Below are 22,248 nucleotides of genomic sequence, written 5' to 3' on the forward strand. Positions count from 1 at the left end.
TTGTTGCCGGGGTTGTGGTTGAAACGAACTTCGATTCGTCACACGCTGGTTCGAACCATGCCTGTCGGGATCCATTCCGCCTGCCGCTGCGTTCAGTTCTCGTCCGGCACGGTGACGGAGGCCGCTGCGGTCATGGTCTCGGCGTTGACCATCCAGGCCAGTTGCTCCAGCCGCGAGATCCCGGCGTGGAGCAGGTCGGCGCTGGTGGGATCTTCCTCGTCCACCTCGTCATGGACGTCCCGCATGGTCTTCACGGTGCGCTCCAGACGGGCGGTGATCAGTTTGACGGCGTCCTTGGTGGAGGTGAGTCCTTCCGGGAACTGCTCCAGCCGGGTTTCGCCGGACACCGTGGTGCTCCTGCCGTCGGGCAGGGCATGGAGGGCGCGCATGCGTTCGGCCGTTTCATCCGCGAACAGCCGGACGCTGGTGACGATTTCATCGAGCTGCAGATGGAGGTCGCGGAAGTTGGTTCCCACGATGTTCCAGTGGGCCTGCTTGCCCTGCACGTGAAGTTCGATCAGGTCCGTGAGGACCATTTGGAGATTGCTGGCAAGGGTCGGTGAAGCCTTCATTTCTTCCTCCACTCCAGGCGATGCGGACGGGTTCGTCCGGCGTTAGCTTATTCTAAGCATACTTAGCATCTTGCCGGAGTGACGTCACTTGACCAGGGCCAGCGCGAAGCCGTCCCAGCCCTTCGACCCCACGGTCTGCATGACCGTGCCGTCCAGCCGCGGGTCCGCGCCCATCATTTCCAGGGCGGTGATGATTCCCGGCGCGTTGACCTCGTCCAGGGACGGATCAAGCACTGCGCCCTCCCACACCACGTTGTCCATCACGATCACAGTGCCCGGCCGGCCCAGCCGGATGGCCCATTCCAGATAGTGCGGGTTGTTTTCCTTGTCGGCGTCGATGAATACGAAATCGAAGGGTCCGCGGCTGTCATCCTGCAGCCCCGGAAGCGTGTCCAGGGCGGCCCCCACGCGGATGTCCACCCTGTGCCCGACGCCCGCCGCGTCCACGTTCCGGCGCGCCACGCGGGCATGTTTGGGGAGGTATTCGCACGTGACGAGGTCGCCGTCGTCGGGCAGTCCCTGGGCCATCCAGATGGTGCTGAAGCCCGCCAGCGTGCCGATCTCCAGCACCCGCCGGGCGCCCGAAAGCTGCACCAGCAGCTTGAGGAGCTTCCCGGCGTTCGGCGCCACCTCTATGGGCGGCATGCCGGCGTCGACGGCGGACGTGACCGCGTTCGTGAGGGGGCTGTCGGGGCGGACCACGACGTCGGTCAGGAACGTCTCCACGGACACCCACTGAGGTTCGGGCCGGTGCTCAATCATGGGCACAGTCTCGCAGTTGGCGCTGCCCGGTGGAAGGAAAGTGACGCAGAAAAAGTGAAGCGGAAATCAGCCGGCGTCGGCGATGGCGTTTTCCAGCCGCTCCACTTTGCCGGTCAGCTCGCCCGAATACCCGGGGCGGATGTCCGCCTTGATCACCAGCGACACGCGGCTGCCGAACCGGCCCACGGCCTCCGTTGCCGCCTTGACCACGGCAAACACCTCATCCCACTCACCTTCGATGGTGGTGAACATGGAGTCCGTATGGTTGGGCAGCCCGGAGTCCCGGACAATCTTGACGGCGGCAGCGACGGCGTCGTGGACCGATGCGTCAGCAGATGCTGCAGCGGATTCGGCGGTGGGTGCGGTAGCGGAGACAGCGCCGGAATCGCCGCCCGGGCGGGGCGGCTGGCCGGACGGTGCAACGGAGAATGCGAGCAACATGGACCCAGTCTGCCACAGTGGAAAACGTCATATACGGGTACATTCGCCGCTACCAATCAGTAACCCGGGCCCTCAGCCCCAGCGTTGCTAACCTTGAAAAATGAACCTCGCAGTGGAACGCAAGCCCCTCCGTGCGGATGCTGCGCGCAATGTGGACAAGATCATTACCGCCGCCCGCAAGTGCTTCCGTGAGTATGGCCCGGACGTGCCCTTGCAGACCATCGCCGTCACGGCCGGCGTGGGACCGGCGACCCTCTTCCGGAACTTCGCGGACAAGGAGCAGCTGGTCCTGGCCGCCCTCAACCGCCAGCTCCGCCTGATGGTGGACCCGGTCATCGACGACGCCCTGGCCGGACCTGATGCCGCCGACGGGCTGTTCCGCGTGATCGATGCGCTGATGGCAGCGGCCAGCGAGGATGCCAACCTGCTCGGCGCCGTTGCCGGACGCCGCGGCCTGCTGACCGGAATCACCGGCAGCCTCTTTGAGTCCGTGGCCGTCCTGCTGGGCCGCGGCCAGGCTCAAGGAACCCTGCGCACCGACATCTCCATGACCGACGTCATCCGCCTGCTGGCGATGCTGATCGGTGTTGTGGACACCATGGAAGCCGGGTCCGACGCCTGGCGGCGCCCGGTGGCGCTGGTGGAGGACGCCATCCGCACGGAACGTCCCCGCCGGCCGCTGCCGCCCCAGTCGCCCCTGCCGGGCACGGCCTTCGATTCAATCATCCTGCCGTGATTCATCCTCCGGCCGGTCTGCCTCGTGCCGCGACCGGTCCTCGGGCACCCGGCCCGCGTCCTCGGACCCGCGGCTGTACGTTCCCCTGCCGTCCGGGTCATTGAGCTCGTCAAGCCGCTCATTCAGCGCATGCGCCAGGATGTCCCGCTGCAACGCAGGCAGCGCGATGGCTCCATGGATGTAGGCCTCAATTTCAAACTGTCCGGCCATTCCGCCAATACTGAAGTACCTCAGCCACAGGTCGCCAGGGCTCAGGTCGGCATTGCGGAGCATCTCCTCAAAACGAAGCCTTTGCTCATCTTCGTCTTTGCCCAGGGCCAACGCACACCTCCGCTCATCCGGGCAGCCGGGTTGAGGACACCAGCTCGGCAGACACGTCATGCAGCGACCTTTTCGACCGCCGCGACTCCATCAGGAGATCGTGCATGGCGGTGTCCTCGTCCAGGCCGCGGCGGGCCATCAGGATTCCCTTGGCCGCGGCGATGATTTCGCGGTGCTCCAGACCTTGACGGCGCTCGTCAATTAGGGCGTCGTGAACCAGGACGGGCCTACCGCCGTCATATCGAACGTACGCGGCACGTCCTGCAGCCGTGACGCAACGTACTGGCCCGGCCGGGTCACTCGGCCGGATTGTGGCCGGCCCCGCCCTTGTCCGGGGTCTCCCTTTGCGTGGCAGCACCCTCAGGAGCGGCCCCGTCTGCGGGCTCCGCGCCCTCAATCTGCCCGTCCTCATGGGCAGCTCGCGTCTCCCGCTGGTGGGCTTTCATGTGTTCCTCGTGCAGGTGGTCCGCTTCCTGCAGATGCTGCTGGAGCTTCTCTTCGGCGTCCCTGCGGCGGCGGGACATCTCGCGCATTTCACGGGTGGATTCCGACCCCGGCGAGGGCACGTAGGGCCTTGACTTGGAGTCTTTTTCGGCAGCAGGAACGGCGGGCGCTTGTTCTTCGCTCATATTCGAATCCTGCCACACCACGTGCTCCGTCACTAGGGCCTAGTGGCCGTGGTCAGTCCCAGCCAAGCAGCCGGAGCCCGGCGGCCGCGCCGGCACCGGCCAGCACCACCACCAGGAAGGGAGCCCGGAACCACAGGGCGAGTCCGGCGGCAGCCAGTGCACCCAACCGGGCATCAAATGCCAGCGCCTGGCCCGACGCCACCGCGTTCACCATGGTGAGCGAGGCCAGCAGGCCGATGGTCATGGTGCCCGCGATCCGGGACGTCCGCGGGTTGCGCAGCAGGCTGGCAGGAACCAGGTAGCCCACCAGTTTCCAGGCGTAGCCCAGGAGGCAGGCAAGCAGCAGCCACATCCAAAGGTTCATTGCCCACCTCCCGAACGGGGAAGCCTGCGGGGGTGCCGCTGCTCATCGTGCCGGTGCTCGTCGTGCCGGTGCTCGGCATACGGGTCCACATCCGGCTCCAGTCCCTCGTCGCTGCGGCCGTGGCTGAACCAGCCGATCGCGGCCGCCACGAAGGCCGCGATCAGGATGGGAATTCCCGCAGGAACGAAGGGCACGGCCAGTACCGTGGCCAGGGCGCACACCACGGCGATGGCCACCGGTTCGCGGCCCTTGAGCCGCGGCCAGAGCAGGCCGAGGAAGGCCGCCACCGCGGCGCCGTCGAGCCCCCATTGTTTGGGGTCACCCAGTGCGCTTCCCGCCAGTGCCCCCACGGCCGTGAACACGTTCCAGAGCACGAAGATCCCAATGCCCGCGGTCCAGAATCCCCGCTTTTGCTCGGCCGGGTCCGTCTGCCCGGTGCTGGTGGCCGTTGATTCGTCGATGGTGACGTGGGCCGCGGCGAACTTGCGCCACCCGCGCGGCTGCAGTAGCGCGTTCAGCTGCATGCCGTAGATGCCGTTGCGCATGCCCAGGAGCGTCGCCGCCCCCATGGCGGCCACTCCTGATCCACCGCCCGCCACCACGCCGATGAACGCGAACTGCGAACCGCCGCTGAACAGCAGCAGGCTCAGAGCCATGGTCTGCCAGAAATCCAGCCCGGACGTGACGCCGAGTGCCCCGAACGAAATCCCGTACAGCCCGGTGGCGATGCTGATGGACAGGCCAACCCTCACCGCCGGTGACTGCAGGAGCTTCACTGCCGGCGCCGGGCAGCCTGGCCCGGTTTGCGCAGGCTCCAGGCCCAGGCGATCAGCGGCAGCTGCAATGGCAGCCGCGCGGTATGCACTTTCCGCTGCGCCGCAGTCCCGGCCGGGCCGTACGCGCGGCGCAGGGCATCGGCATGCCCGGCAAGGAACGCCGTAAACATTGCGGTAACGCCCCATGCGGTGGCCGGGCGGGTGGCCGGGATCAGAAGCCCGACGGCGGCGCCCGCCTCGAGCAGGCCGCTGAGCGCCACCCATTCATCCCGGGTCATCACGGCACAGGCACCGTTGGGCCGTTCACCGGTGTCGTCACGGCACAGGAAATCGGGTACCACCTGGTGGAAGAACGCGGGGTCGCGGAAGTGCTTCATGGCGCTGGTCAGCAGCAGTGCGCCCATGGCAGTCGCTGAGAGTGTCTGGGTGGCCCGGCCGGACCAGGTGAATGGCATGGATCCATGCAACCACAGCCGCAGACGCGCCCGGTAACTGCGGGCGTCACGCAGGAACAGGACCTTTCGCCCGGGTCAGGACAGGCAACCGGGCGTAGCTTTGTGATTATGAGCAGCGTGGTGGAAATGACCGGCGTCGTGAAGCGTTTCGGAAGCGTCACTGCCCTCGACGGCCTCGACTTCAGTGTGGCGGCGGGCGAAGTGCACGGATTCCTGGGTCCCAACGGATCCGGCAAGTCCACTACGTTGCGGTTGCTGCTGGGCATGCTCCGGGCCAATTCCGGGTCGATCCGGGTGCTGGGCCTGGATCCCTGGCACGACGTTGCCACCCTGCACCGCCGGCTGGCCTATGTGCCAGGAGACGTTGCCCTCTGGCCGAACCTGACCGGCGGGGAGGTGATCGACCTGCTGGGCCGGCTCCAAGGCGGACAGGACCGTGCCCGGCGGGACGCACTGCTGGAGACTTTCGACCTCGACCCCACAAAGAAGTCACGCACCTATTCCAAGGGCAACCGGCAAAAGGTTGCGCTGGTGGCGGCCCTGGCCACGGACGCCGAGCTTTTCCTGCTGGACGAGCCCACGAGCGGCCTGGACCCGTTGATGGAAGATGCCTTCCGGGGCTGCGTCCGTGAGTTGCGCGGGCAGGGCCGCACAGTCCTGCTGAGCAGCCATATCCTGAGCGAGGCCGAGGCCCTCTCGGACCGGGTCAGCATCATTCGCGCCGGCAAGGTGGTGGAGTCCGGGCCGCTGGAGCAGCTGCGGCACCTGACGCGCACGTCGGTTACTGCCGACGTCGCCCGTGTGCCCCTTGGCCTGGACCTCCTTCCCGGCGTCCACGACGTTGTGGTGACCGACCACCGTGTGACCGCCCAGGTGGACCCCGCAGGGCTGGGGCCCTTCCTGCAGGCCCTGACGGCTGCCGGGCTGCAGTCGCTGACCAGCCAGCCGCCCACCCTGGAGGATTTGTTCCTGCGCCACTACGGCCCGGCAGGATCGTTCGAAGCAGCCCGGCGATGACCGGCACCACGCCCCGGACGCAAACCCGGACGCCCGCCACGACGACGTCCGGGTCCGTGACCGGCACCCTGGCCGGAACCGGTGTCCTGATCCGGCTTGGCCTGCGGCGGGACCGCTGGCTGCTGCCGCTCTGGATAGCGGGGTTCGCCCTGATTGCCTACTCGACGGCGGTGGCCGGCGCCGAACTGTACCCGGACGCGGCCAGCCGGGTGGAGGCCTCCACCGCGCTGAACGCCACGGCATCCATGGTGGCGCTCTTTGGCCGGATCTACGATCCCGCCTCGCTCGGCGCTCTTTCCCTCATCAAATACACGGCCTTTATGACGGCTATCCTTGCGGTCCTCATGGTCATCCTCACCATCCGGCACACGCGGGGAGACGAGGAGAGCGGACGGCTGGAACTGCTGGGCGGAGGCCGGCTGGGACGCGACGCGCCGCTGGTGTCCGCACTGGCCATCAGCTTTGCCGCCAGTATCCTGACCGGGCTGTTTTCCGCGGCTGCCCTCGCCGTCGGCGGTTTGCCCGGTAACGGGTCACTCGCCTTCGGTCTGGGCTGGGCAGCCACGGGGATGGCGTACAGCGCGGTGGCGGCCCTGGCGGCCCAGCTCACGGCCAGCGCCCGCGCCGCCACCGGGTTCAGCATCGGAGTCATCGCCGTGACCTACGGGCTGCGGGCGGTGGGCGACCTCGCCGAGCCCGGCCCGTCGGTATGGTCCTGGCTATCACCCATCGGATGGAACCAGCAGATCCGGGCCTATGCCGGTGACCACTGGTGGGTGCTTTCGCTGCCCCTGGCGCTCTGCGCTGCGCTGGTGCCCGTCGCGTTCTTCCTCCGGTCCCGGCGCGACCTCGGCGCCGGCCTCCGCGATGAGCGGCCGGGCCCCGCACGCGGACACCTGTCCGGCGTGCTGGGCCTCGCCGTGCGGCTGCAGTACCGCGTCCTGGTGGCGTGGTGCGTGGCGTTCGTGCTTTTTGGCGTGGTAATCGGCTCGCTGGTGGGCAACGTGGCGGACTTCCTGAGTTCCCCCGGCGCCCAGGACCTGATGCGGGCGCTGGGCGGTCCGCAGGCCCTGACGGATGCGTTCCTCGCTGCCGAGATCAGCATCATGGGCGTCATCGCGGCCGCGTATGGCATCTCCGCGGCCAACCACCTCCGCAGCGAGGAGGCTGCCGGGCACACCGAGGCCCTGCTGGGCACTGCCACCACCCGCATCCGCTGGGCCAGCAGCCATTACGGCGTGGCACTGGCCGGCGTTGCGCTGCTGCAACTGCTGACCGGCGTCTCCATCGGCATCGGGGCTGCCGCCGCCGTCAATGACGTGGACCTTGTCGTCCGGTCCACCGTGGCGGCGCTGGCCCAGATTCCGGCTGCCTGGGTTCTCACCAGCGCCGCACTGGCAGTGTTCGGCTGGGTACCGCGCCTGGCCGGGGCCGTCTGGGTGCTCCTGCTGGGCCTCATCGCGCTGGGTGAATTCGGAGTGCTCTGGAACGCTCCGGAATGGCTGATGGACCTCTCGCCGTTCCGGCATACCCCGCTGCTTCCGGTGGATGCCGGGTCAGTTCCGGCGCTGGTGGCCCTCACGGTTGCCGCGGCAGTCCTTGGCGCGCTGGGCTACGCCGGCTGGCGGCGCCGCGACCTTGAGGCATGAACTGCGCTTGATGAGGCGTGAGCTGCGCTGATGCGGCGTGAGCTGCGCTGACCAGGGCAGTCCCCGCGGCTGAACCGGCTGTTCAGCCGACGGGATGGCTGCTCTCGGCGAGCCGGGCCAGCACCTGCGCCGGCCGGTTGGTGGTGATTTCGTGGATGCCCAGCTCCTGGCACAGCGCCACGTCCCGGTCCGAATCGACAGTCCACACCCTGAACCTCCGGCCGGAATCCAGCCAGCGCTTCACGGTGCGGGCGTGCTCCCGGACGTAGTTGATGCCCGGTCCGGCCAGCCTCACTTCGCAGTCGTTCAGGATCCGTTCGCCTTCCACCTGGGCGGCCCGCATGACGTTCGCCACGGCCCCGCCTGTGATGAGTCCCAGGCCCAGTTCCTCCCGGATTTCCTCCGCGTTGATGTCGTCCACCAGCTGGCAGACGAACTCGGCGGGCACGGTCTTGAGCAGGTGCTTGACGGCGTCCGGGCTGAAGCTCATGAAGGAGACGCTGATGTTGTCCACGCGGGAGGTGAGGGGATCCCACCCTTCCGCTTCCAGCACCTCCAGCACGCGGTCCTCCAGCTGCAGCAGGTAGGGGCTGGGATGCTTGAGCTCAATGGCGAGCCCGATCTCCCGGCCCGCCTTCCGGAGGACGTCCAGCAGCTCCGGCAGCGTCAGCAGCTGGTCGAACTTCCCGCCGTATTCAAGCGGGATGCGGGCGCCCTTCCACGAGGAAAAATCCAGCAGTCGCAGTTCCTCGAGGGTCCGGTCCGCCACCGGTCCGGTGCCGTCCGAGGTGCGGTCCAGGTTGGCGTCGTGCAGCAGGATTACATGCTGGTCGCGGCTGAGGTGGACGTCGCATTCCACGCCGTCGGCGCCGTCCGCAATCGCCTGCAGGTAGGCGGCCCGGGTGTGCTCGGCGAAGGCGGCGCTGGCTCCCCGGTGGGCGTAGACCAGCGGCCGGAAGGAGACGGACTCGTCGGTAGTCATGGTGACACGTTAGCGGACGCCCGGGGCGGATGCGGGGCTAGGCTGGGCACATGCAGGTGAACAGTGAACAAACCACCCGTCCCGCTGCAACCGGGCCGGCGAATGCCGCCAAGCCAGATGCCGGCAAGCCAGGTGCCGGTTCCGGCGCCGGTGCCGGTGCCGCCGTCGTCGACCGCGGCCTGGGCGGTGACGCCGAAAAGGCTGCCGCCCTGCGGAAAATGAAGCTGCTGGCGCTGAGCCTGCTGATTGTCATGGCGGTGATTTTCGTCTTTGCCTTCGCCCTGCAGAAGCAATACCCGTGGCTGGAATACGTGCGTGCCGCTGCGGAGGGCGGGATGGTGGGCGCCCTCGCGGACTGGTTCGCCGTGACGGCGCTGTTCAAGTACCCCATGGGGATCAAGATCCCGCACACGGCCATCATTCCGCGCCGCAAGGACCAGATCGGCGCCTCGCTGGGTGAGTTCGTGGAGACCAACTTCCTTTCCGAACAGGTGGTCCAGGAGAAACTCGCTTCCGTGGACATCGCGCGGAAGGCCGGCGCGTGGCTGTCCGGTCCCGGCGGCGCCGAGCGCGTGGCCAAGGAGGGTGCCGCCGTCATCCGCGGTGCGTTCAAGGTATTGAACGACGACGACGTCCAGGCCGTGATCGAGTCGATGGTCCGAAAGCACCTGCTCACTCCGCCGTGGGGCCCTCCGGTGGGCAGGCTCGCCGAGCGGATCTTCGCCGACGGGCACCACCACACGCTGGTGGACCTGCTGGTGGACCGGACCGTGGACTGGGTCCGGGACAACCACGAGACCGTCAGCAGGCTGGTGTCGGACCGGTCCCCGCAGTGGGTTCCGCAGTTCGTGGACGGGCTCGTGGGAGACAAGGTCTATGTGGAAATCCTGAAGTTCACCAAGGCTGTGCAGTCCGACCCGCAGCACCAGGTCCGCCAGTCCATCGACAAGTACCTGACCGATCTGGCGCAGGATCTGCAGCACGACCCCGTGATGATCGCCCGTGCCGAAGGGATCAAGGCGCAGGTCCTGGGCGACCCCGAGGTCCGCGAACTGGCATCCCGCACGTGGGGCACCATCAAGGCTGCGCTGCTCAGCGCCGTCGACGATCCCCACAGCGAACTGACCGTGAAGTTCAAGGCCGCCGTGCACGACTTCGGCACCCGGCTCGTGGTTGACCCCGAGCTGGCCGGGAAGGTGAACGCGTGGATCGGAGACGCCGCGGGCTACCTGGTGAAGACGTACCGCTCGGACATCGCCGGCGTGATCACGGATACGGTGGCGCGCTGGGATGCCGAGGAGACCTCGCAGAAGATCGAGCTGCAGGTGGGCAAGGACCTGCAGTTCATCCGGATCAACGGCACCGTGGTGGGCGCCCTGGCCGGCCTGGCCATCTTCACGGCGGCGCACCTGGCCTTCGGCTGACCCCCACGCGCGAACGGACACTTAAGCACCCCTCCCGAAGCCCGAACGGACACTTAAGCACCCCTCCCGAAGCCCGAACGGACACTTAAGCACCCCTCCGAAGGGCCGCAAGTGTCCGTTCGCGCTTTCTGGACCTCGCGCTACGCCGGCACCACCCGCGCTTTGGTCCGGCCCCTGATGCCGAAGATGGTGAACGCCAGTGCCACAAGCGCTGTAACCACCAGCAGGAGCAGCCCGATCGAATAGCTGTGTGTCGCGGCGTCGTACGTTGCCCCCATCACCAGCGGCGGAAAGTAGCCGCCCAGGCCGCCGGCCGCTGAGACCACACCGCTGATGCTGCCCACCTTCCCCTGCGGAGCCAGCACGCCCACCCAGGCGAACACCCCGCCAGTCCCCAGTCCAAGGGCTGCCGCCATGGCGACAAAGGTCAGGCCCGCCGGGACCTCGCCGTCGGGCTGCAGGTTCACCACCCACGCCAGGACGGCGACGGCGGTAAGCGAGACGATTACCACCGGCTTGGGCCCGAACTTGTCCGCGAGCACGCCGCCCACCGGCCGTGCCAGCACTGCTGCGAGCGCAAACCCGGCCGTGCGGGCACCGGCGCCGCTCGGATCGAAGCTGTACACGTCCCGCAGGTAGGTGGGCAGGTACGTGGCGAAGGAGACGAATCCGCCGAAGACGACGGCGTAGAGGAAGCACATCTTCCACGTCACCGGCGTCCTGGCGGCGTCCAGGAGCTTGGGCAGCACGGGAGCGTTGTTGCGGGTCCAGCCCGGGGATTCCTTCATCAGGAACCAGACCAGGGCCGCCATCACGGCAAGGACCCCGGCGATCAGCAGGTGCGTGGGAAAGTACCCGATGGCGGCCACGAGCCGGGGGTTGAGGAAGGCGGCCAGCGCCGTTCCGCCCATGCCGGCGCCAAAGACACCGGTGGCGAAGCCCCGCCGGGACGGTTCGTACCAGGCGCTGACAAACGGGATTCCGACGGCGAAGACGGTTCCGGCAACGCCGAGCAGCAGGCCGGCGCCCAGCACCAGCGGGAAGGAACTGAGGAGGCCGCCGACGGACACGAGCAGGATGGGCAGGATGGACGCGAGCAGCACGAACGTAAACATCGCCCGGCCGCCGTACCGGTCCGTCAGGGTACCGACGACGATCCGCCCCAGCGAGCCGACGAACACCGGCATGGCCACCAGGACGCCCGTGGTGGCCGGGTTCAGCTGCAGGTTCTGGGTGTAGAAGGCGCCCAGCGTGGCCACGGAGTTCCAGGCCCAGAAGCCCGCCACGGACGCTGCGGTGGCCAGTACCAGGTTCCTGGTCCGGCCTGTGGAGGCGGACGTCGGGGACGGTGCGGTTCCAGCCACTGTGCACTCCTTTTGGTTCAACAGGCTCCGGTTTCAGCGGGCCTTGGTCTCAGCCGGTCAGTTCAGCGGTTACGGGTGTCCCTGTCCCGGGTTCCCACGGGCGCCCAGCCGCGCCGGGTGACGGCGTCCCGCGAACGGTAGACGATGTAGGGCCGGAACAGGTAGTGCAGCGGAGCCGTGAAGGCGTGGACCAGCCGGGTGAACGGCCAGATGACAAACAGGGCCATGCCCACCAGGGTGTGCAGGTGGAAGGAGAACGGTGCCGCCGCCATGGCCGCGATGTCAGGTTGGAGGACAAACAGCGAGCGGAACCACGGGGCCACCGTCTCGCGGTAATTGTGCCCGTGCTCGCCTTCGAAAACGCTGGCCAGGGTGGTCCAGAGGCCGAACACGATGGCGGCGGTGAGCACCACGTACATGGTCTTGTCGTTCGTGGTGGTGGCCATGAACACCGGCCCGGTGGTGCGGCGGCGGTAGATCAGCAGGATGATCCCGCCGAGGGTCCCCACCCCCGCAATCCCGCCCACAAACAGCGCGTTGAAGTGGTAGAAGTCCTGGCTCATGCCCACCGCCTGGGTCCACGCCATCGGAATCACCAGGCCGAAGAAGTGCCCGGCAATCACGGCCAGCAGGCCGAAATGGAACAGCGGCGACGCGATCCGCAGCAGTTTGGATTCGTAGAGCTGGGAGGACCGGGTGGTCCAGCCGAACTGGTCGTACTTGTACCGCCAGACCAGCCCGCCCACCAGCACCACCACCATGACGTACGGCAGGACGCCCCACAGCACAGCGTCCAGGGCAGAAAGTTCGACGGCGGCGCCGGGCTGTGTTTCAAAGGGCAGCGTCTCGAAGCTCACCATGGTCAGGCCCCCTTCACGGGCAACAGTCGCGGATCGTAGGGGTCAAGCCCCACGGCTTCGGCGGGAGGACCGTAGCCGGCCATCCGCATCACCGCCTGCTCGTCCGCGGGCGATTTCCCGGGCAGGGTGGCGCAGACGGCCTGCAGGATCCGCGCGTGCGGCAACTCGTCCCGCAGCAGCCCGAAACGCAGCATTTCCAGGCTCGCCCGGAAGCGGGTGAGCAGATCCCGCCCGGCAGCCAGATCCACCACCGCGGCGAATTCCAGCACCATCGGCAGGTAGTCCGGGAGTTCACCGTGGGTGTCCACCAGCATGTCACTTTGCCGGTACGTTTTCTTGAAGTTGCCCAGCACCTCACCGCGGCGCCGGGTGTCGCCGTCCGTCCAGTAGCTCAGGTGCAGGGCGTGGCGCTTGCCGAGGTCGAACTCCCGCACATAGTGGGCCTGCACCTCCATGGGCGGCGTGGATTCCAGCAGGTCCAGCACCCCGGCGAAGTCCGGCAACGCGCCCGGGAACTCGCCCAGCGCGGCCCGCATGAGGGGGACCCTGCTGATCAGTTCCTCATCCGGGTAGGACAGGCACCAGGCCGCCGCAAGGTAGACCACCTGTTCGCGCCGGCTCATGGCTGCTCCCCTGGCGAATGCTTCTCCGGAAGCAACCCTTTGTCCGGGAAAAGCCCCGGAGGCGCCCCCGTGCCGTCCCAGTTGAGCAGGTTCACCCGGCCGCGCAGGGTGGTTTCCCCGGGGGCTGACTCGGAGGTCTGCCGGTCGCGGAGGGCATTGAAGGTTTCCACCGCCACGGGGACCGGGCGGCCGCTGGCCTCGCCGAAGTGGGCTGTATCCTGCATGCCCGGGCCGCCCTCGAAGTCCAGCGAGCAGCCCATCTCCTCGAGGTCATGGGCCTGTTCCACGTGGGCCTTGGGGATGACGTAGCGCTCGTCGTACTTCGCGATCGCCATCAGCCGGTACATCTCGTACATCGTCTGGCCGTCCATGCCCACCGCTTCCGGGATGGAATCGTCCGGGTCGTTGCCCAGGCTGATGCCGCGCATGTAGGAGCGCATCGCCGCAAGCTTCTTCAAGACGGCGGTGACCCGCTCCGCGTCCCCGGCCGTGAACAGTTCCGCGAGGTATTCCACCGGGATGCGAAGCGCCTCAATGGCGCCGAAAAGGTTGCCGTGATCCTCGCCGTCGTGCCCTTGATCCCGCAGCAGGTCCACCACGGGTGAGAGCGGAGGCACGTACCAGACCATGGGCATGGTCCGGTACTCCGGGTGCAGCGGCAGCGCCACCTTGTAGACCTTGGCCAGGGCATACACCGGCGAGCGCCGGGCGGCATCGATCCAGTCCTCCGGAATGTCCTGGGCGCGGGCTGCGGCCTGGACGGCGGGGTCGTTCGGATCAAGCAGCACGTCCATCTGGGCGTCGTAGAGTTCCCGGGGGTCCGTGACGGCGGCCGCGGCGGTGACGGCGTCGGCGTCGTACAGGAACAACCCCAGGTACCGCAGCCGGCCCACGCAGGTCTCCGAGCAGACCGTGGGCAGCCCCACTTCCACCCGCGGGTAGCAGAAGGTGCATTTCTCGGCCTTGCCCGTTTTGTGGTTGAAGTAGATCTTCTTGTACGGGCAGCCGGTGACGCACTGCCGCCATCCGCGGCACTTGTCCTGGTCCACCAGCACGATGCCGTCCTCCACCCGCTTGTAGATCGCGCCGGAGGGGCAGGAGGCCATGCAGGACGGGTTCAGGCAGTGCTCGCAGATCCGCGGCAGGTAGAACATGAAGGTCTGCTCGTAGGCGAACTTGATCTTGTCCTCGGACTCGCGCCGGACTTTCTCCACGATCGGGTCCAGGTGGCCGTTCTCGGAGGAGCCGCCAAGGTCGTCGTCCCAGTTCGCGGACCAGGTGATTTTCGTGTCCTTGCCGGTGATCAGGGACTTGGGCCGGGCCACCGGGAAGTCGTCGCCCAGCGGCGCGTCCACGAGGGTCTTGTAGTCGTAGGTCCACGGCTCGTAGTAGTCCTTGAGCTCGGGCTGGACAGGGCTGGCGAAGATCCCCAGGAGCTTCTTCACCCGGCCGCCGGCCTTGAGCACCAGCTTGCCGCGTTTGTTCAGCACCCAGCCGCCGTGCCACCTTTCCTGGTCCTCGTAGCGGCGCGGGTAGCCCTGGCCGGGCCGGGTCTCCACGTTGTTGAACCAGACGTATTCGGTGCCGGCGCGGTTGGTCCAGGCCTGCTTGCAGGTCACGGAACAGGTGTGGCAGCCGATGCACTTGTCCAGGTTCATGACCATGCCCATTTGAGCCATGACACGCATCAGTACTGCACCTCCTGGGAACGACGGCGGACGGTGGCCACCATGTCGCGCTGGTTTCCGGTGGGGCCGAGGTAGTTGAAGGCGTAGGCCTGCTGGGCATAGCCGCCGATCAGGTGGGAGGGTTTGACCAGCAGCCGGGTCACCGAGTTGTGGATGCCGCCGCGGCGTCCCGTTGCCTCGGACTTCGGCACGTCGATGGTGCGTTCCTGCGCGTGGTGGACGTAGACCACGCCGGCGGGCATCCGGTGGCTGACGATGGCCCGGGCCACCAGGACGCCGTTGATGTTCAGGCATTCCACCCAGTCGTTGTCCCTGACTTCGATGGCCTCGGCGTCGGCGGGGCTCATCCACACCGTGGGGCCGCCGCGGGACAGCGAGAGCATCAGCAGGTTGTCCTGGTACTCGGAATGGATGGACCACTTGGAGTGCGGGGTGAGGTACCTGACCACCACCTCCATGGCACCGTCCCGGCCCAGCTTTGGTTCGCCGAAGAGCCGGTGCATGTCCAGCGGCGGGCGGTAGATCGGCAGGGCCTCGCCGATGTCGATCATCCAGTCGTGGTCGAGGAAGAAGTGCATCCGGCCGGTCAGGGTGTGGAAGGGCTTGAGCCGTTCCACGTTGATGGTGAACGGCGCGTAACGGCGGCCGCCCGTTTCGGAGCCGGACCACTCCGGCGAAGTGATCACCGGGACCGGTCCGGCCTGGGTCTGGGCGAAGGTGATGAACTTTTCCTCGGAGCCCTCGGACAGGTCCGCCAACTTCCTCCCGGTGCGGACTTCCAGGTCCTTGAAGCCCTGCACGGACAGCGCGCCGTTGGTGGTGCCCGAAAAGGCGAGAATCGCCTCCGCCATTTTTGCGTCGGTGTCCATGGCCGGCCTGCCGTCCGCGGCGCCGCCGAGCATCACGCCGTTGGAGCGGCTGAGCCGCTCCAACGGCCCTGCCAGTTTGTAGGTGACGTTCTTGACCGTGAAGCCCAGTTTGTCGGCCAGGGGTCCGACGGCGGCAAGCTTGTCCGCGATGGCCGTGTAGTCCCGTTCCACGACTGAAAAGACGGGCATGTTCTGCCCCGGCACGGCGGGGACGCCGGTTTCCCGCCAGTCACGCACGATCCCGCCCGGCTGGGCCAGCTGGCCCGGGGTATCGTGTTGCAGCGGCACGCTGACCAGGTCGCGGCGGACGCCCAGGTGGGTCTTCGCCTGCCGCGAGAACTCGCGGGCCAGCAGGTGGAAGGTGTCGAAGTCCGTTTTCGTTTCCCACGGCGGATCGATCGCCGGGCTGAAGGCGTGGACGAACGGGTGCATGTCCGTAGAGGACAGGTCGTGCTTCTCGTACCAGGTGGCGGCCGGGAACACGACGTCGGACAGCAGCGTGGTGGAGGTCATCCGAAAATCAGCGGAGACCAACAGGTCCAGCTTCCCCTCCGGCGCCTGCTCGTGCCATTTCACGTCGCTGGGCATGAGACCCTCGGCGTGGTCCTGGCCCAGGACGTTGTTGTGCGTGCCCAGCAGGTTCCGCAGGAAGTACTCGTTGCCCTTGGCCGAGGAGCCGAACAGGTTGGAGCGCCACAGCACCAGGGTCCGGGGCCAGTTCTCCGGAGCGTCCACGTCCTCGATCGCGGGGTTCAGGGTGCGGTTCTTGAGCGCGTCCGCGATGTAGCCGGGCGTATCCTTCGCGGTCCCGGCGGCGACGGCAGCCTCCGCCTCGTCGGCGAGGTCCAGCGGGTTGCGGTCGAACTGCGGGTAGAACGGCATCCAGCCGAGCCGGGCGGACTGGGCCAGCGCGTCCGCCGTGTGCATGCCATCCAGGGCGCCGGTGGAGAGCGGGGATTTCAGCGCGTCCGCGGAGTAGCCGTCCTGCCGCCACTGGTCCGTGTGCATGTACCAGTAGCCGGTGCCGATCATGGTCCGCGGCGGCCGTGACCAGTCCAGGGCGTTGGCCAGCGACAGCCAGCCGGTGACCGGGCGGGTCTTTTCCTGCCCCACGTAGTGTGCCCAGCCGCCGCCGTTGCGGCCCATGCAGCCGGTCAGCATCACCAGCGCCAGCACGGCCCGGTAGGTGGTGTCGCCGTGGAACCACTGGCAGATTCCGGCGCCCATGATGATCATGGACCGGCCCTTGGACTGCTCGGCGTTGCGGGCGAACTCCCGCGCCACCCGGATGCACGCCTGCGCGGGAACGCTGGTGATTTCCTCCTGCCAGGCCGGGGTGTAGGGCGTGGACGCGTCGTCATAGCCGGCGGCCCACTCCCCCGGCAGCCCGTCCCGGCCCACGCCGTACTGGGCCAGCATCAGGTCGAACACGGTGGTGACCAGCTGGTCTTCCACCTCGAGGACGGGAACGCCGCGGCGCAGCACGCTCCCTTCCCCGCCGGAGTCCTCGAAGCACGGGAGCAGGATTTCGGCGCTTTCACCGGACACCTCCCGCAGGGACAACGCGGGCTCGATCCCTTCGAGGTCGAGGTTCCACTTGCCCTCGCCGCTGCCGGAATACCGGAACCCGAGGGAGCCGTTGGGCACCGCGGTCCGGCCGGTCTTTTTGTCGAACAGGACGGTGCGGAACGCCGCGTCCTCAGCCCCGGACTCCCCCCGGAGATCCCGGGCGGTGAGGAATTTCGACGGCGTCAGCGCGCCGTCGTCGTTCCTTACCAGCCGGACCAGGAACGGCAGGTCCGTGTACTGCCGGACGTAATCGGAGAAGAACGGGACATCCCGGTCCACGAAGAATTCCTTGAGCATGACGTGCCCCATGGCCATGGCCAGCGCGGCGTCCGTTCCGGCCTGGGCGGGGAGCCACTCGTCGGCGAACTTGGTGTTGTCCGCGTAGTCCGGGCTGACGGTGACCACCTTGGTGCCGCGGTACCGCACCTCGGCCATCCAGTGCGCGTCCGGCGTCCGGGTGACCGGGACGTTGGAGCCCCACATCATGAGGTAGCGTGCGTCCCACCAGTCGCCGGATTCCGGCACGTCCGTCTGGTCACCGAAGACCTGGGGGCTGGCCACGGGCAGGTCCGCGTACCAGTCGTAGAAGGACGTCATCACCCCGCCGATCAGCTGGATGAAGCGGGTCCCCACGGCGTGCGACACCATGGACATCGCGGGGATGGGCGAGAAGCCGGCGCAGCGGTCCGGGCCGTAGGTCTTGATCGTGTTCACGTGCGCGGCGGCCGCGATTTCGACCGCCTCCTGCCAGGAGACGCGCACCAGGCCGCCCTTGCCGCGGGCCTGCTGGTAGCGGCGACGCTTTTCCGGATCACCGGCTATTTCTGCGAAAGCGAGCACCGGATCGCCGAGGCGGGCCTTCGCCTCGCGGTACATTTCGACGAGGACGCCGCGGGCGTACGGGAAGCGGACCCGCGTCGGCGAGTAGGTGTACCAGGAAAAGGCAGCCCCGCGCGGACAGCCTCTCGGTTCGTATTCCGGGCTGTCCGGGCCCACTGAGGGGTAATCGGTCTGCTGCGACTCCCAGGTGATGATGCCGTCCTTGACGTACACCTTCCAGGAGCAGGAGCCGGTGCAGTTCACCCCGTGCGTGGAGCGGACCACCTTGTCGTGGCTCCAGCGGTCGCGGTAGAAGATGTCGCCCTTGCGGCCGCCTTCCCGGAACACCGCCCGGCCGTCGTCGGTCTGGTCCCATTTGGTGAAGAAACGGCCCAGCTTCAACATTGCATCTGATGCGGGTCCATCTAACCCCGCATGGGGTCCGGCAGCCATGCCCTCAAGCTAGGTTGCCGCGTGAAGCCCCGGCTAGGGCCGAACGGCACTGGCTCCGCGCGAAAGAAGCGCGAACGGACAGTTGAGCACCCTTCGGAAGGGCCGCACGTGTCCGTTCGCGCTTGAGGAGGCGGGCCCAACGTCCCGCAGAGGGCTCTACGCGAAGGGTTCGAGCTCCACCCCTGCGGCCTCCAGGGCCTTGCGGATGGCGGCGGCCGTTTCCACCGAACCCGGAGTGTCGCCGTGGACGCATATCGAATGGGGCTGCAGCCGGACCACGGTGCCGTCGACCGCCTCCACTTCACCGTGGACGGCCAGGCGGACCGCGCGCTCGGCGATTTCCCGGGGGTCCTCGAGCAACGCGCCGTCCGCGGTGCGCGGCAGGAGGGACCCGTCCGGCAGGTAGCCGCGGTCCGCAAATGCCTCATGAAACACGGGGTGGCCGGCTTCCGCGGCGATGGACAGGAGCGCGGACCCCTGCAGTCCGAGGATGGGCAGGCCGGGATCGTAGGCCTGGATGGCTGCGACCACGGCGGAGGCCTGCTCGGCGTCGTGCATGGTGCGTTCGTACAGGGCCCCGTGCACTTTAACGAAGTCCACGGATGCCCCGACGGCGTGCGCCACGCCGTCGAGCGCACCGAGCTGGTAGAGCACGGCCCCGAAGAGGTCGTCGAAGGTCATGTCGATGGACCGCAGGCCGAAGCCGGGCAGGTCCGGGTACCCCACGTGGGCACCCACCCGGACGTCCAGCTCGAAGGCCGCCCGGCAGGTGTCCAGCATGGTGACGGGGTCCCCGGCGTGCAGGCCGCAGGCCACGCTGGCGCTGGTGATCAGCGGGAACATGGCGGCGTCGTCCCCCATGGTCCAGGAGCCGAAGGACTCCCCCAGGTCAGCGTTCAGATCCAATGAATCCGCCTTTCACGTTCGAGTCTCCGCCGGCGCTGCCTGCACCGGGGGTGCCTGCAGCGTTGCTGCCGGAGGCGTTGCCGCTGGCAGCGCCGCTGCCGGATGTCCCGCTGCCGGGGGTCAGCTCGCCGGGAATCGTGTCCGGCATGGGGCCGAATGCTTCCTTGGCGCTGGCGACGACGGCGCGTCCCATCACGCGGTTGCCCACGCCGCCCACCACGGCGCCGACGCCGAACGGCAGCGCCCGGCCCAGCAGCGCCGTCCCCTGCCGCTGCAGCAGGTTGCGGAGGAACGCCCGCTGGATCCGGTCGCGCACCGAGCCGAAGCCCGGGAAGGAGGTCTTACGGGCGAAGGCGGAGCCCCAGGCGTCCGTGGGGCCCTTGCTGCGGCCCGCGGCCTGGCCGCTGAGGCTTCCGAGGAGGGCGGTCCCTTCCTCGCCCAGCATGATGGCCATGACCAGTGTGCCGGCCTTTTCGGGATCCACCATGCGGATGCCGTGCAGCTCGGCCAGGGACGTTGCATACAGCGCGGTGGCTTCGAGGAAACCGACGGTGGCCGCGGCGGAGAGGCCCAGGGCGGCCACGGTGCCGACGCCCGGGATGACGGCGGAACCGCCCACGAGTGCACCGCCGCCGGTCACGGCCAGCAGGTAGTCGCGTTCCAGCTTGTCAGCCAGCTGCGCCGCCGTGGCGCGCGGGTGCCTGCGCTGGAGCCGCCGGAGGTTGGCGAGCACCAGGGGGCGCTGGATTTCGACAGCCCGCAGCAACATGCCGTGCAATCCGGGCTTGGGTTTGCCTTGGGAATCGAACACCGCCTTGTGCGCGGTTTTTTGTGCAAGTCTCATTGCAGGGTTCTTCCGCATGGCAATCGTCACCTTTCCTGGAACGGGAACAAGCCGCCGGCGCAACTGTAGTTACTCCGGGCGGAGCAGCACATGGCTGCCCCTCACCCTTAACACTAAGCCACCTTGCTACATCACCCAGGATTCGGCCACCGCAATATAAGCGGACGACGACGGTCCGCGCGGTCCGGGATACACCGTGGCTGAGCCCGGCCATTCCACGCCGAATTCGGACAGGCGTCCGGTGCTGCACGGGAGGTAGACATTCGCCAGGGCGGCACTGCTCCCGCCGAGCTGGAAGTCGGGCGCCGAAAACTGGCGGCGGTCCAGGACCCCGCTGATCTCCAGTTCGGCCCTGCGGCCCGCGGCACGGAAGCCGCGCTCCATGTCCAGTTCGACGTCGAACTCGTCCTGGGTGTGGACTAGTTCAGCCAGCGGAAACCTGGCCGCCTCCGGAAAATAGCAGGCCAGCTCTTTGGCCAGGGTTTCAGCGAAATAGCCGTTGGAACCGTAGCTGCGCCAGCCTTGCCGGGTGGCCACCAGCAGGGCGTATCCGCTCCCCCACCTGGACCAGTCGGCCATCCAGAAGGAGGCGAAGCAGCTGGCGGGTTCGCCGGGGATGTGGACGCCGTCACGGTTCACCGGGTGCAGCGCCAGCCCCGAATTGCTGCCGATGAATGCCATGCTGCGGCGCGACGCGCCTGCCGGACTGTTCCCCATGTGCTGAGCCTAGTACGCAAGGAGGGCAGGGCCCCTGCGCTGGCCGCCGCAGCGGCGCGGCCGGATACGCGGGCCTAGACTATCCATATGCCCACCCCCAAAGCCTTCAGGCCCTTTGCGCACCGGGAATACCGGGTCCTGATTGCGGCACTGGCCATCTCGATTTTCGGCTCCGGGATGTGGGCTGTTGCGATGGTCTACCAGGTGATCCACCTGGGCGGCGGCCCGCTTGAGCTGTCCCTCGTTGCCGCCGCGGGCAGCGTGGGACTGGTGGCGTTCGTCCTGGCGGGCGGGATCGCAGCGGACCGGGTGCCCCAGCGGCTCTTGATCATCGCTGTGGAGGGCACCAACCTCGCCGTGATCGCAGCCATCAGCGGACTTGCCCTGGCCGGGTGGCTGCAGCTGTGGCACCTTGCAGTGGGCGCTTTTGTCCTCGGCGTGGGAGCGGCCTTCTTCTTTCCGGCCTATTCGGCCATCCTGCCCAGGATCCTGCCGGCTGAGGACCTGCTGGCGGCGAACGGCATGGAGGGGACCATGCGGCCCATCCTGCAGCAGGCGGCCGGGCCCGCCGTCGCGGGCATCCTGGTGGCCGCATTGTCCCCCTCGCATGCCGTCACGGGCGTGGCGGCATGCCACCTCCTCGCGTTCATCATCCTCAACTTCCTGGGCCGGCACGCGCTTGAGGCTCCCGGCACCGACAGCGGGAAGGGTACAGACGGCGGGCCGGCCGTCGAACGGGCCGGGACGTCCCTCCTCCACGATCTCCGTGAAGGTGTCAGCTACACGGTCCGGACGCCGTGGCTGTTGTGGACTTTGGTCTGGGCCTGCATCTCGGTGCTGTTCCTGATCGGACCCATCGAGGTGCTGCTGCCGTTCGTGGTCCGCGACCAGCTGGGCGGCGATTCACGCATGTTCGGTTTCCTGCTGGCCGTGATGGGCGCGGGCGGGGCGGCCGCTTCCCTGGCCACGGCCTCCTTTGCCCTGCCGCGGCGCTACCTCACGGTGATGATGGTTTCGTGGGGTGCCGGCAGCCTTCCCCTCGCGGCAGTCGGCTTCATGGACAGCTTCTGGATGGTCGCCGCGGCGCTGTTCATTTTCGGTGCCACCGGCGGCGCCGGGATGGTCATCTGGGGGACGCTCCTGCAACGCCGCGTCCCTCCGCACCTGCTGGGCCGCGTGTCCAGCCTGGACTTCTTCGTGTCGCTGGCCCTGATGCCCGTCTCGATGGCACTGGCGGGACCTGCGGCGGAAGTCGTGCCCACGTGGGTGATCTTCCTGGTGGCCGGCGGCGTGTGCCCGGTGATGGCCGTGGTGGCCGTGGTGGTGGCCCGGATGCCGGCCGACGAGCTGGCCCATCCCCTGGACCGCAGTTCCGGGGACCGGGAACCGGCGGACAGCCCCTAGGCAG

Annotated in this window: 23 protein-coding genes; 5 read left to right on the forward strand and 18 right to left on the reverse strand. The window is 67.9% G+C overall.

Annotation, left to right across the window (positions count from 1 at the left end):
- Positions 1-92: 92 nt before the first annotated feature.
- From RW112_RS07620 to RW112_RS07630, 3 genes are all read right to left on the reverse strand, one after another.
- Complete coding sequence (locus RW112_RS07620; RefSeq protein ID WP_305943260.1) at positions 93-572, reverse strand: Dps family protein; 480 nt, start codon at positions 570-572, stop codon at positions 93-95.
- An 84-nt stretch (positions 573-656) separates the two neighbouring features.
- On the reverse strand, positions 657-1,334 hold the full coding sequence (locus RW112_RS07625; protein ID WP_317781168.1) for an O-methyltransferase: 678 nt from the start codon (positions 1,332-1,334) through the stop codon (positions 657-659).
- 66 nt (positions 1,335-1,400) lie between these two features.
- Positions 1,401-1,775, reverse strand: a complete 375-nt coding sequence (locus tag RW112_RS07630; RefSeq protein WP_317781169.1) for a thiamine-binding protein — start codon at positions 1,773-1,775, stop codon at positions 1,401-1,403.
- 100 nt (positions 1,776-1,875) lie between these two features.
- On the opposite strand from RW112_RS07630, the gene RW112_RS07635 reads away from it, so the two are divergent.
- Positions 1,876-2,511, forward strand: a complete 636-nt coding sequence (locus RW112_RS07635) for a helix-turn-helix domain-containing protein (RefSeq protein WP_317781170.1) — start codon at positions 1,876-1,878, stop codon at positions 2,509-2,511.
- Here RW112_RS07635 and RW112_RS07640 read toward each other — a convergent pair.
- Genes RW112_RS07640 through RW112_RS07665 form a run of 6 tightly spaced genes read right to left on the reverse strand, consistent with a single transcriptional unit; the run spans position 2,494 to position 5,056 of the window.
- Positions 2,494-2,832: a hypothetical protein gene (locus RW112_RS07640; protein WP_317781171.1), complete on the reverse strand. Its 339-nt coding sequence runs from the start codon at positions 2,830-2,832 to the stop codon at positions 2,494-2,496. The two genes, RW112_RS07635 and RW112_RS07640, sit on opposite strands and share 18 nt — an antisense overlap.
- Before the next feature lie 13 nt (positions 2,833-2,845).
- Positions 2,846-3,244 (reverse strand): ANTAR domain-containing protein, encoded by a 399-nt coding sequence (locus tag RW112_RS07645; protein ID WP_317781172.1) that lies wholly within the window; start codon positions 3,242-3,244, stop codon positions 2,846-2,848.
- On the reverse strand, positions 3,129-3,461 hold the full coding sequence (locus tag RW112_RS07650; protein WP_317781173.1) for a hypothetical protein: 333 nt from the start codon (positions 3,459-3,461) through the stop codon (positions 3,129-3,131). The genes RW112_RS07645 and RW112_RS07650 overlap by 116 nt, the downstream gene beginning before the upstream one ends.
- Before the next feature lie 52 nt (positions 3,462-3,513).
- Positions 3,514-3,825 (reverse strand): AzlD domain-containing protein, encoded by a 312-nt coding sequence (locus RW112_RS07655; RefSeq protein WP_317781174.1) that lies wholly within the window; start codon positions 3,823-3,825, stop codon positions 3,514-3,516.
- Positions 3,822-4,601 carry an AzlC family ABC transporter permease gene (locus RW112_RS07660; RefSeq protein WP_317781175.1) on the reverse strand — a complete coding sequence of 260 codons (780 nt, stop codon included), beginning with the start codon at positions 4,599-4,601 and terminating at the stop codon, positions 3,822-3,824. Before RW112_RS07660 ends, RW112_RS07655 begins: the two co-directional genes overlap by 4 nt.
- Complete coding sequence (locus tag RW112_RS07665; RefSeq protein WP_317781176.1) at positions 4,598-5,056, reverse strand: hypothetical protein; 459 nt, start codon at positions 5,054-5,056, stop codon at positions 4,598-4,600. Before RW112_RS07665 ends, RW112_RS07660 begins: the two co-directional genes overlap by 4 nt.
- A gap of 108 nt (positions 5,057-5,164) precedes the next feature.
- On the opposite strand from RW112_RS07665, the gene RW112_RS07670 reads away from it, so the two are divergent.
- Complete coding sequence (locus RW112_RS07670; protein WP_317781177.1) at positions 5,165-6,073, forward strand: ABC transporter ATP-binding protein; 909 nt, start codon at positions 5,165-5,167, stop codon at positions 6,071-6,073.
- Positions 6,070-7,722: an ABC transporter permease gene (locus RW112_RS07675; RefSeq protein ID WP_317781178.1), complete on the forward strand. Its 1,653-nt coding sequence runs from the start codon at positions 6,070-6,072 to the stop codon at positions 7,720-7,722. Before RW112_RS07670 ends, RW112_RS07675 begins: the two co-directional genes overlap by 4 nt.
- 82 nt (positions 7,723-7,804) lie before the next feature.
- On the opposite strand, the gene RW112_RS07680 is transcribed toward RW112_RS07675, so the two are convergent.
- Entirely contained in the window at positions 7,805-8,704 is a 900-nt protein-coding gene (locus tag RW112_RS07680; protein WP_317781179.1) for a glycerophosphodiester phosphodiesterase, read from the reverse strand.
- 50 nt (positions 8,705-8,754) lie between these two features.
- On the opposite strand from RW112_RS07680, the gene RW112_RS07685 reads away from it, so the two are divergent.
- Positions 8,755-10,128 (forward strand): DUF445 domain-containing protein, encoded by a 1,374-nt coding sequence (locus tag RW112_RS07685; RefSeq protein ID WP_317781180.1) that lies wholly within the window; start codon positions 8,755-8,757, stop codon positions 10,126-10,128.
- A gap of 140 nt (positions 10,129-10,268) precedes the next feature.
- Here the strand turns inward: RW112_RS07685 and RW112_RS07690 are convergent, their stop codons facing one another.
- The 8 genes from RW112_RS07690 to RW112_RS07725 form a co-directional block, all read right to left on the reverse strand.
- The gene (locus tag RW112_RS07690; RefSeq protein ID WP_317781181.1) at positions 10,269-11,492 is read right to left on the reverse strand and encodes an MFS transporter; all 1,224 of its coding nucleotides are present in this window, start codon (positions 11,490-11,492) and stop codon (positions 10,269-10,271) included.
- A 62-nt stretch (positions 11,493-11,554) separates the two neighbouring features.
- Positions 11,555-12,352, reverse strand: a complete 798-nt coding sequence (gene narI, locus RW112_RS07695) for a respiratory nitrate reductase subunit gamma (protein ID WP_317781182.1) — start codon at positions 12,350-12,352, stop codon at positions 11,555-11,557.
- Positions 12,353-12,354: 2 nt separating this feature from the next.
- On the reverse strand, positions 12,355-12,975 hold the full coding sequence (gene narJ / locus RW112_RS07700; protein ID WP_317781183.1) for a nitrate reductase molybdenum cofactor assembly chaperone: 621 nt from the start codon (positions 12,973-12,975) through the stop codon (positions 12,355-12,357).
- Positions 12,972-14,663: a nitrate reductase subunit beta gene (narH, locus tag RW112_RS07705; protein WP_317781184.1), complete on the reverse strand. Its 1,692-nt coding sequence runs from the start codon at positions 14,661-14,663 to the stop codon at positions 12,972-12,974. The genes narJ and narH overlap by 4 nt, the downstream gene beginning before the upstream one ends.
- Positions 14,663-18,373 (reverse strand): nitrate reductase subunit alpha, encoded by a 3,711-nt coding sequence (locus RW112_RS07710; protein WP_317781185.1) that lies wholly within the window; start codon positions 18,371-18,373, stop codon positions 14,663-14,665. Before RW112_RS07710 ends, narH begins: the two co-directional genes overlap by 1 nt.
- Before the next feature lie 156 nt (positions 18,374-18,529).
- Positions 18,530-19,279 carry a 5-oxoprolinase subunit PxpA gene (locus RW112_RS07715; RefSeq protein ID WP_317781186.1) on the reverse strand — a complete coding sequence of 250 codons (750 nt, stop codon included), beginning with the start codon at positions 19,277-19,279 and terminating at the stop codon, positions 18,530-18,532.
- Positions 19,263-20,147 (reverse strand): hypothetical protein, encoded by an 885-nt coding sequence (locus RW112_RS07720; RefSeq protein WP_317781588.1) that lies wholly within the window; start codon positions 20,145-20,147, stop codon positions 19,263-19,265. The genes RW112_RS07715 and RW112_RS07720 overlap by 17 nt, the downstream gene beginning before the upstream one ends.
- A gap of 102 nt (positions 20,148-20,249) precedes the next feature.
- Positions 20,250-20,840 (reverse strand): hypothetical protein, encoded by a 591-nt coding sequence (locus RW112_RS07725; RefSeq protein WP_317781187.1) that lies wholly within the window; start codon positions 20,838-20,840, stop codon positions 20,250-20,252.
- An 87-nt stretch (positions 20,841-20,927) separates the two neighbouring features.
- On the opposite strand from RW112_RS07725, the gene RW112_RS07730 reads away from it, so the two are divergent.
- Positions 20,928-22,244, forward strand: a complete 1,317-nt coding sequence (locus RW112_RS07730) for an MFS transporter (protein ID WP_317781188.1) — start codon at positions 20,928-20,930, stop codon at positions 22,242-22,244.
- Positions 22,245-22,248: the final 4 nt, after the last annotated feature.

The sequence above is a fragment of the Arthrobacter sp. B10-11 genome (genome assembly GCF_033142195.1).
Lineage (GTDB): Bacteria > Actinomycetota > Actinomycetes > Actinomycetales > Micrococcaceae > Arthrobacter > Arthrobacter oryzae_C.

Bases quoted from the DNA above. Each gene is read 5' to 3' on its own strand.
- RW112_RS07670 (WP_317781177.1), top strand. From the start codon at position 5,165: ATGAGCAGCGTGGTGGAAATGACCGGCGTCGTGAAGCGTTTCGGAAGC.
- RW112_RS07635 (WP_317781170.1), top strand. From the start codon at position 1,876: ATGAACCTCGCAGTGGAACGCAAGCCCCTCCGTGCGGATGCTGCGCGC.
- narJ (WP_317781183.1), bottom strand. From the start codon at position 12,975: ATGAGCCGGCGCGAACAGGTGGTCTACCTTGCGGCGGCCTGGTGCCTG.
- RW112_RS07675 (WP_317781178.1), top strand. From the start codon at position 6,070: ATGACCGGCACCACGCCCCGGACGCAAACCCGGACGCCCGCCACGACG.
- RW112_RS07665 (WP_317781176.1), bottom strand. From the start codon at position 5,056: ATGCCATTCACCTGGTCCGGCCGGGCCACCCAGACACTCTCAGCGACT.
- RW112_RS07630 (WP_317781169.1), bottom strand. From the start codon at position 1,775: ATGTTGCTCGCATTCTCCGTTGCACCGTCCGGCCAGCCGCCCCGCCCG.
- RW112_RS07655 (WP_317781174.1), bottom strand. From the start codon at position 3,825: ATGAACCTTTGGATGTGGCTGCTGCTTGCCTGCCTCCTGGGCTACGCC.
- RW112_RS07620 (WP_305943260.1), bottom strand. From the start codon at position 572: ATGAAGGCTTCACCGACCCTTGCCAGCAATCTCCAAATGGTCCTCACG.
- RW112_RS07730 (WP_317781188.1), top strand. From the start codon at position 20,928: ATGCCCACCCCCAAAGCCTTCAGGCCCTTTGCGCACCGGGAATACCGG.
- RW112_RS07710 (WP_317781185.1), bottom strand. From the start codon at position 18,373: ATGGCTGCCGGACCCCATGCGGGGTTAGATGGACCCGCATCAGATGCA.
- RW112_RS07680 (WP_317781179.1), bottom strand. From the start codon at position 8,704: ATGACTACCGACGAGTCCGTCTCCTTCCGGCCGCTGGTCTACGCCCAC.
- RW112_RS07650 (WP_317781173.1), bottom strand. From the start codon at position 3,461: ATGAGCGAAGAACAAGCGCCCGCCGTTCCTGCTGCCGAAAAAGACTCC.
- RW112_RS07725 (WP_317781187.1), bottom strand. From the start codon at position 20,840: ATGGGGAACAGTCCGGCAGGCGCGTCGCGCCGCAGCATGGCATTCATC.
- RW112_RS07625 (WP_317781168.1), bottom strand. From the start codon at position 1,334: ATGATTGAGCACCGGCCCGAACCTCAGTGGGTGTCCGTGGAGACGTTC.
- narH (WP_317781184.1), bottom strand. From the start codon at position 14,663: ATGCGTGTCATGGCTCAAATGGGCATGGTCATGAACCTGGACAAGTGC.
- narI (WP_317781182.1), bottom strand. From the start codon at position 12,352: ATGGTGAGCTTCGAGACGCTGCCCTTTGAAACACAGCCCGGCGCCGCC.
- RW112_RS07645 (WP_317781172.1), bottom strand. From the start codon at position 3,244: ATGAGGACGGGCAGATTGAGGGCGCGGAGCCCGCAGACGGGGCCGCTC.
- RW112_RS07685 (WP_317781180.1), top strand. From the start codon at position 8,755: ATGCAGGTGAACAGTGAACAAACCACCCGTCCCGCTGCAACCGGGCCG.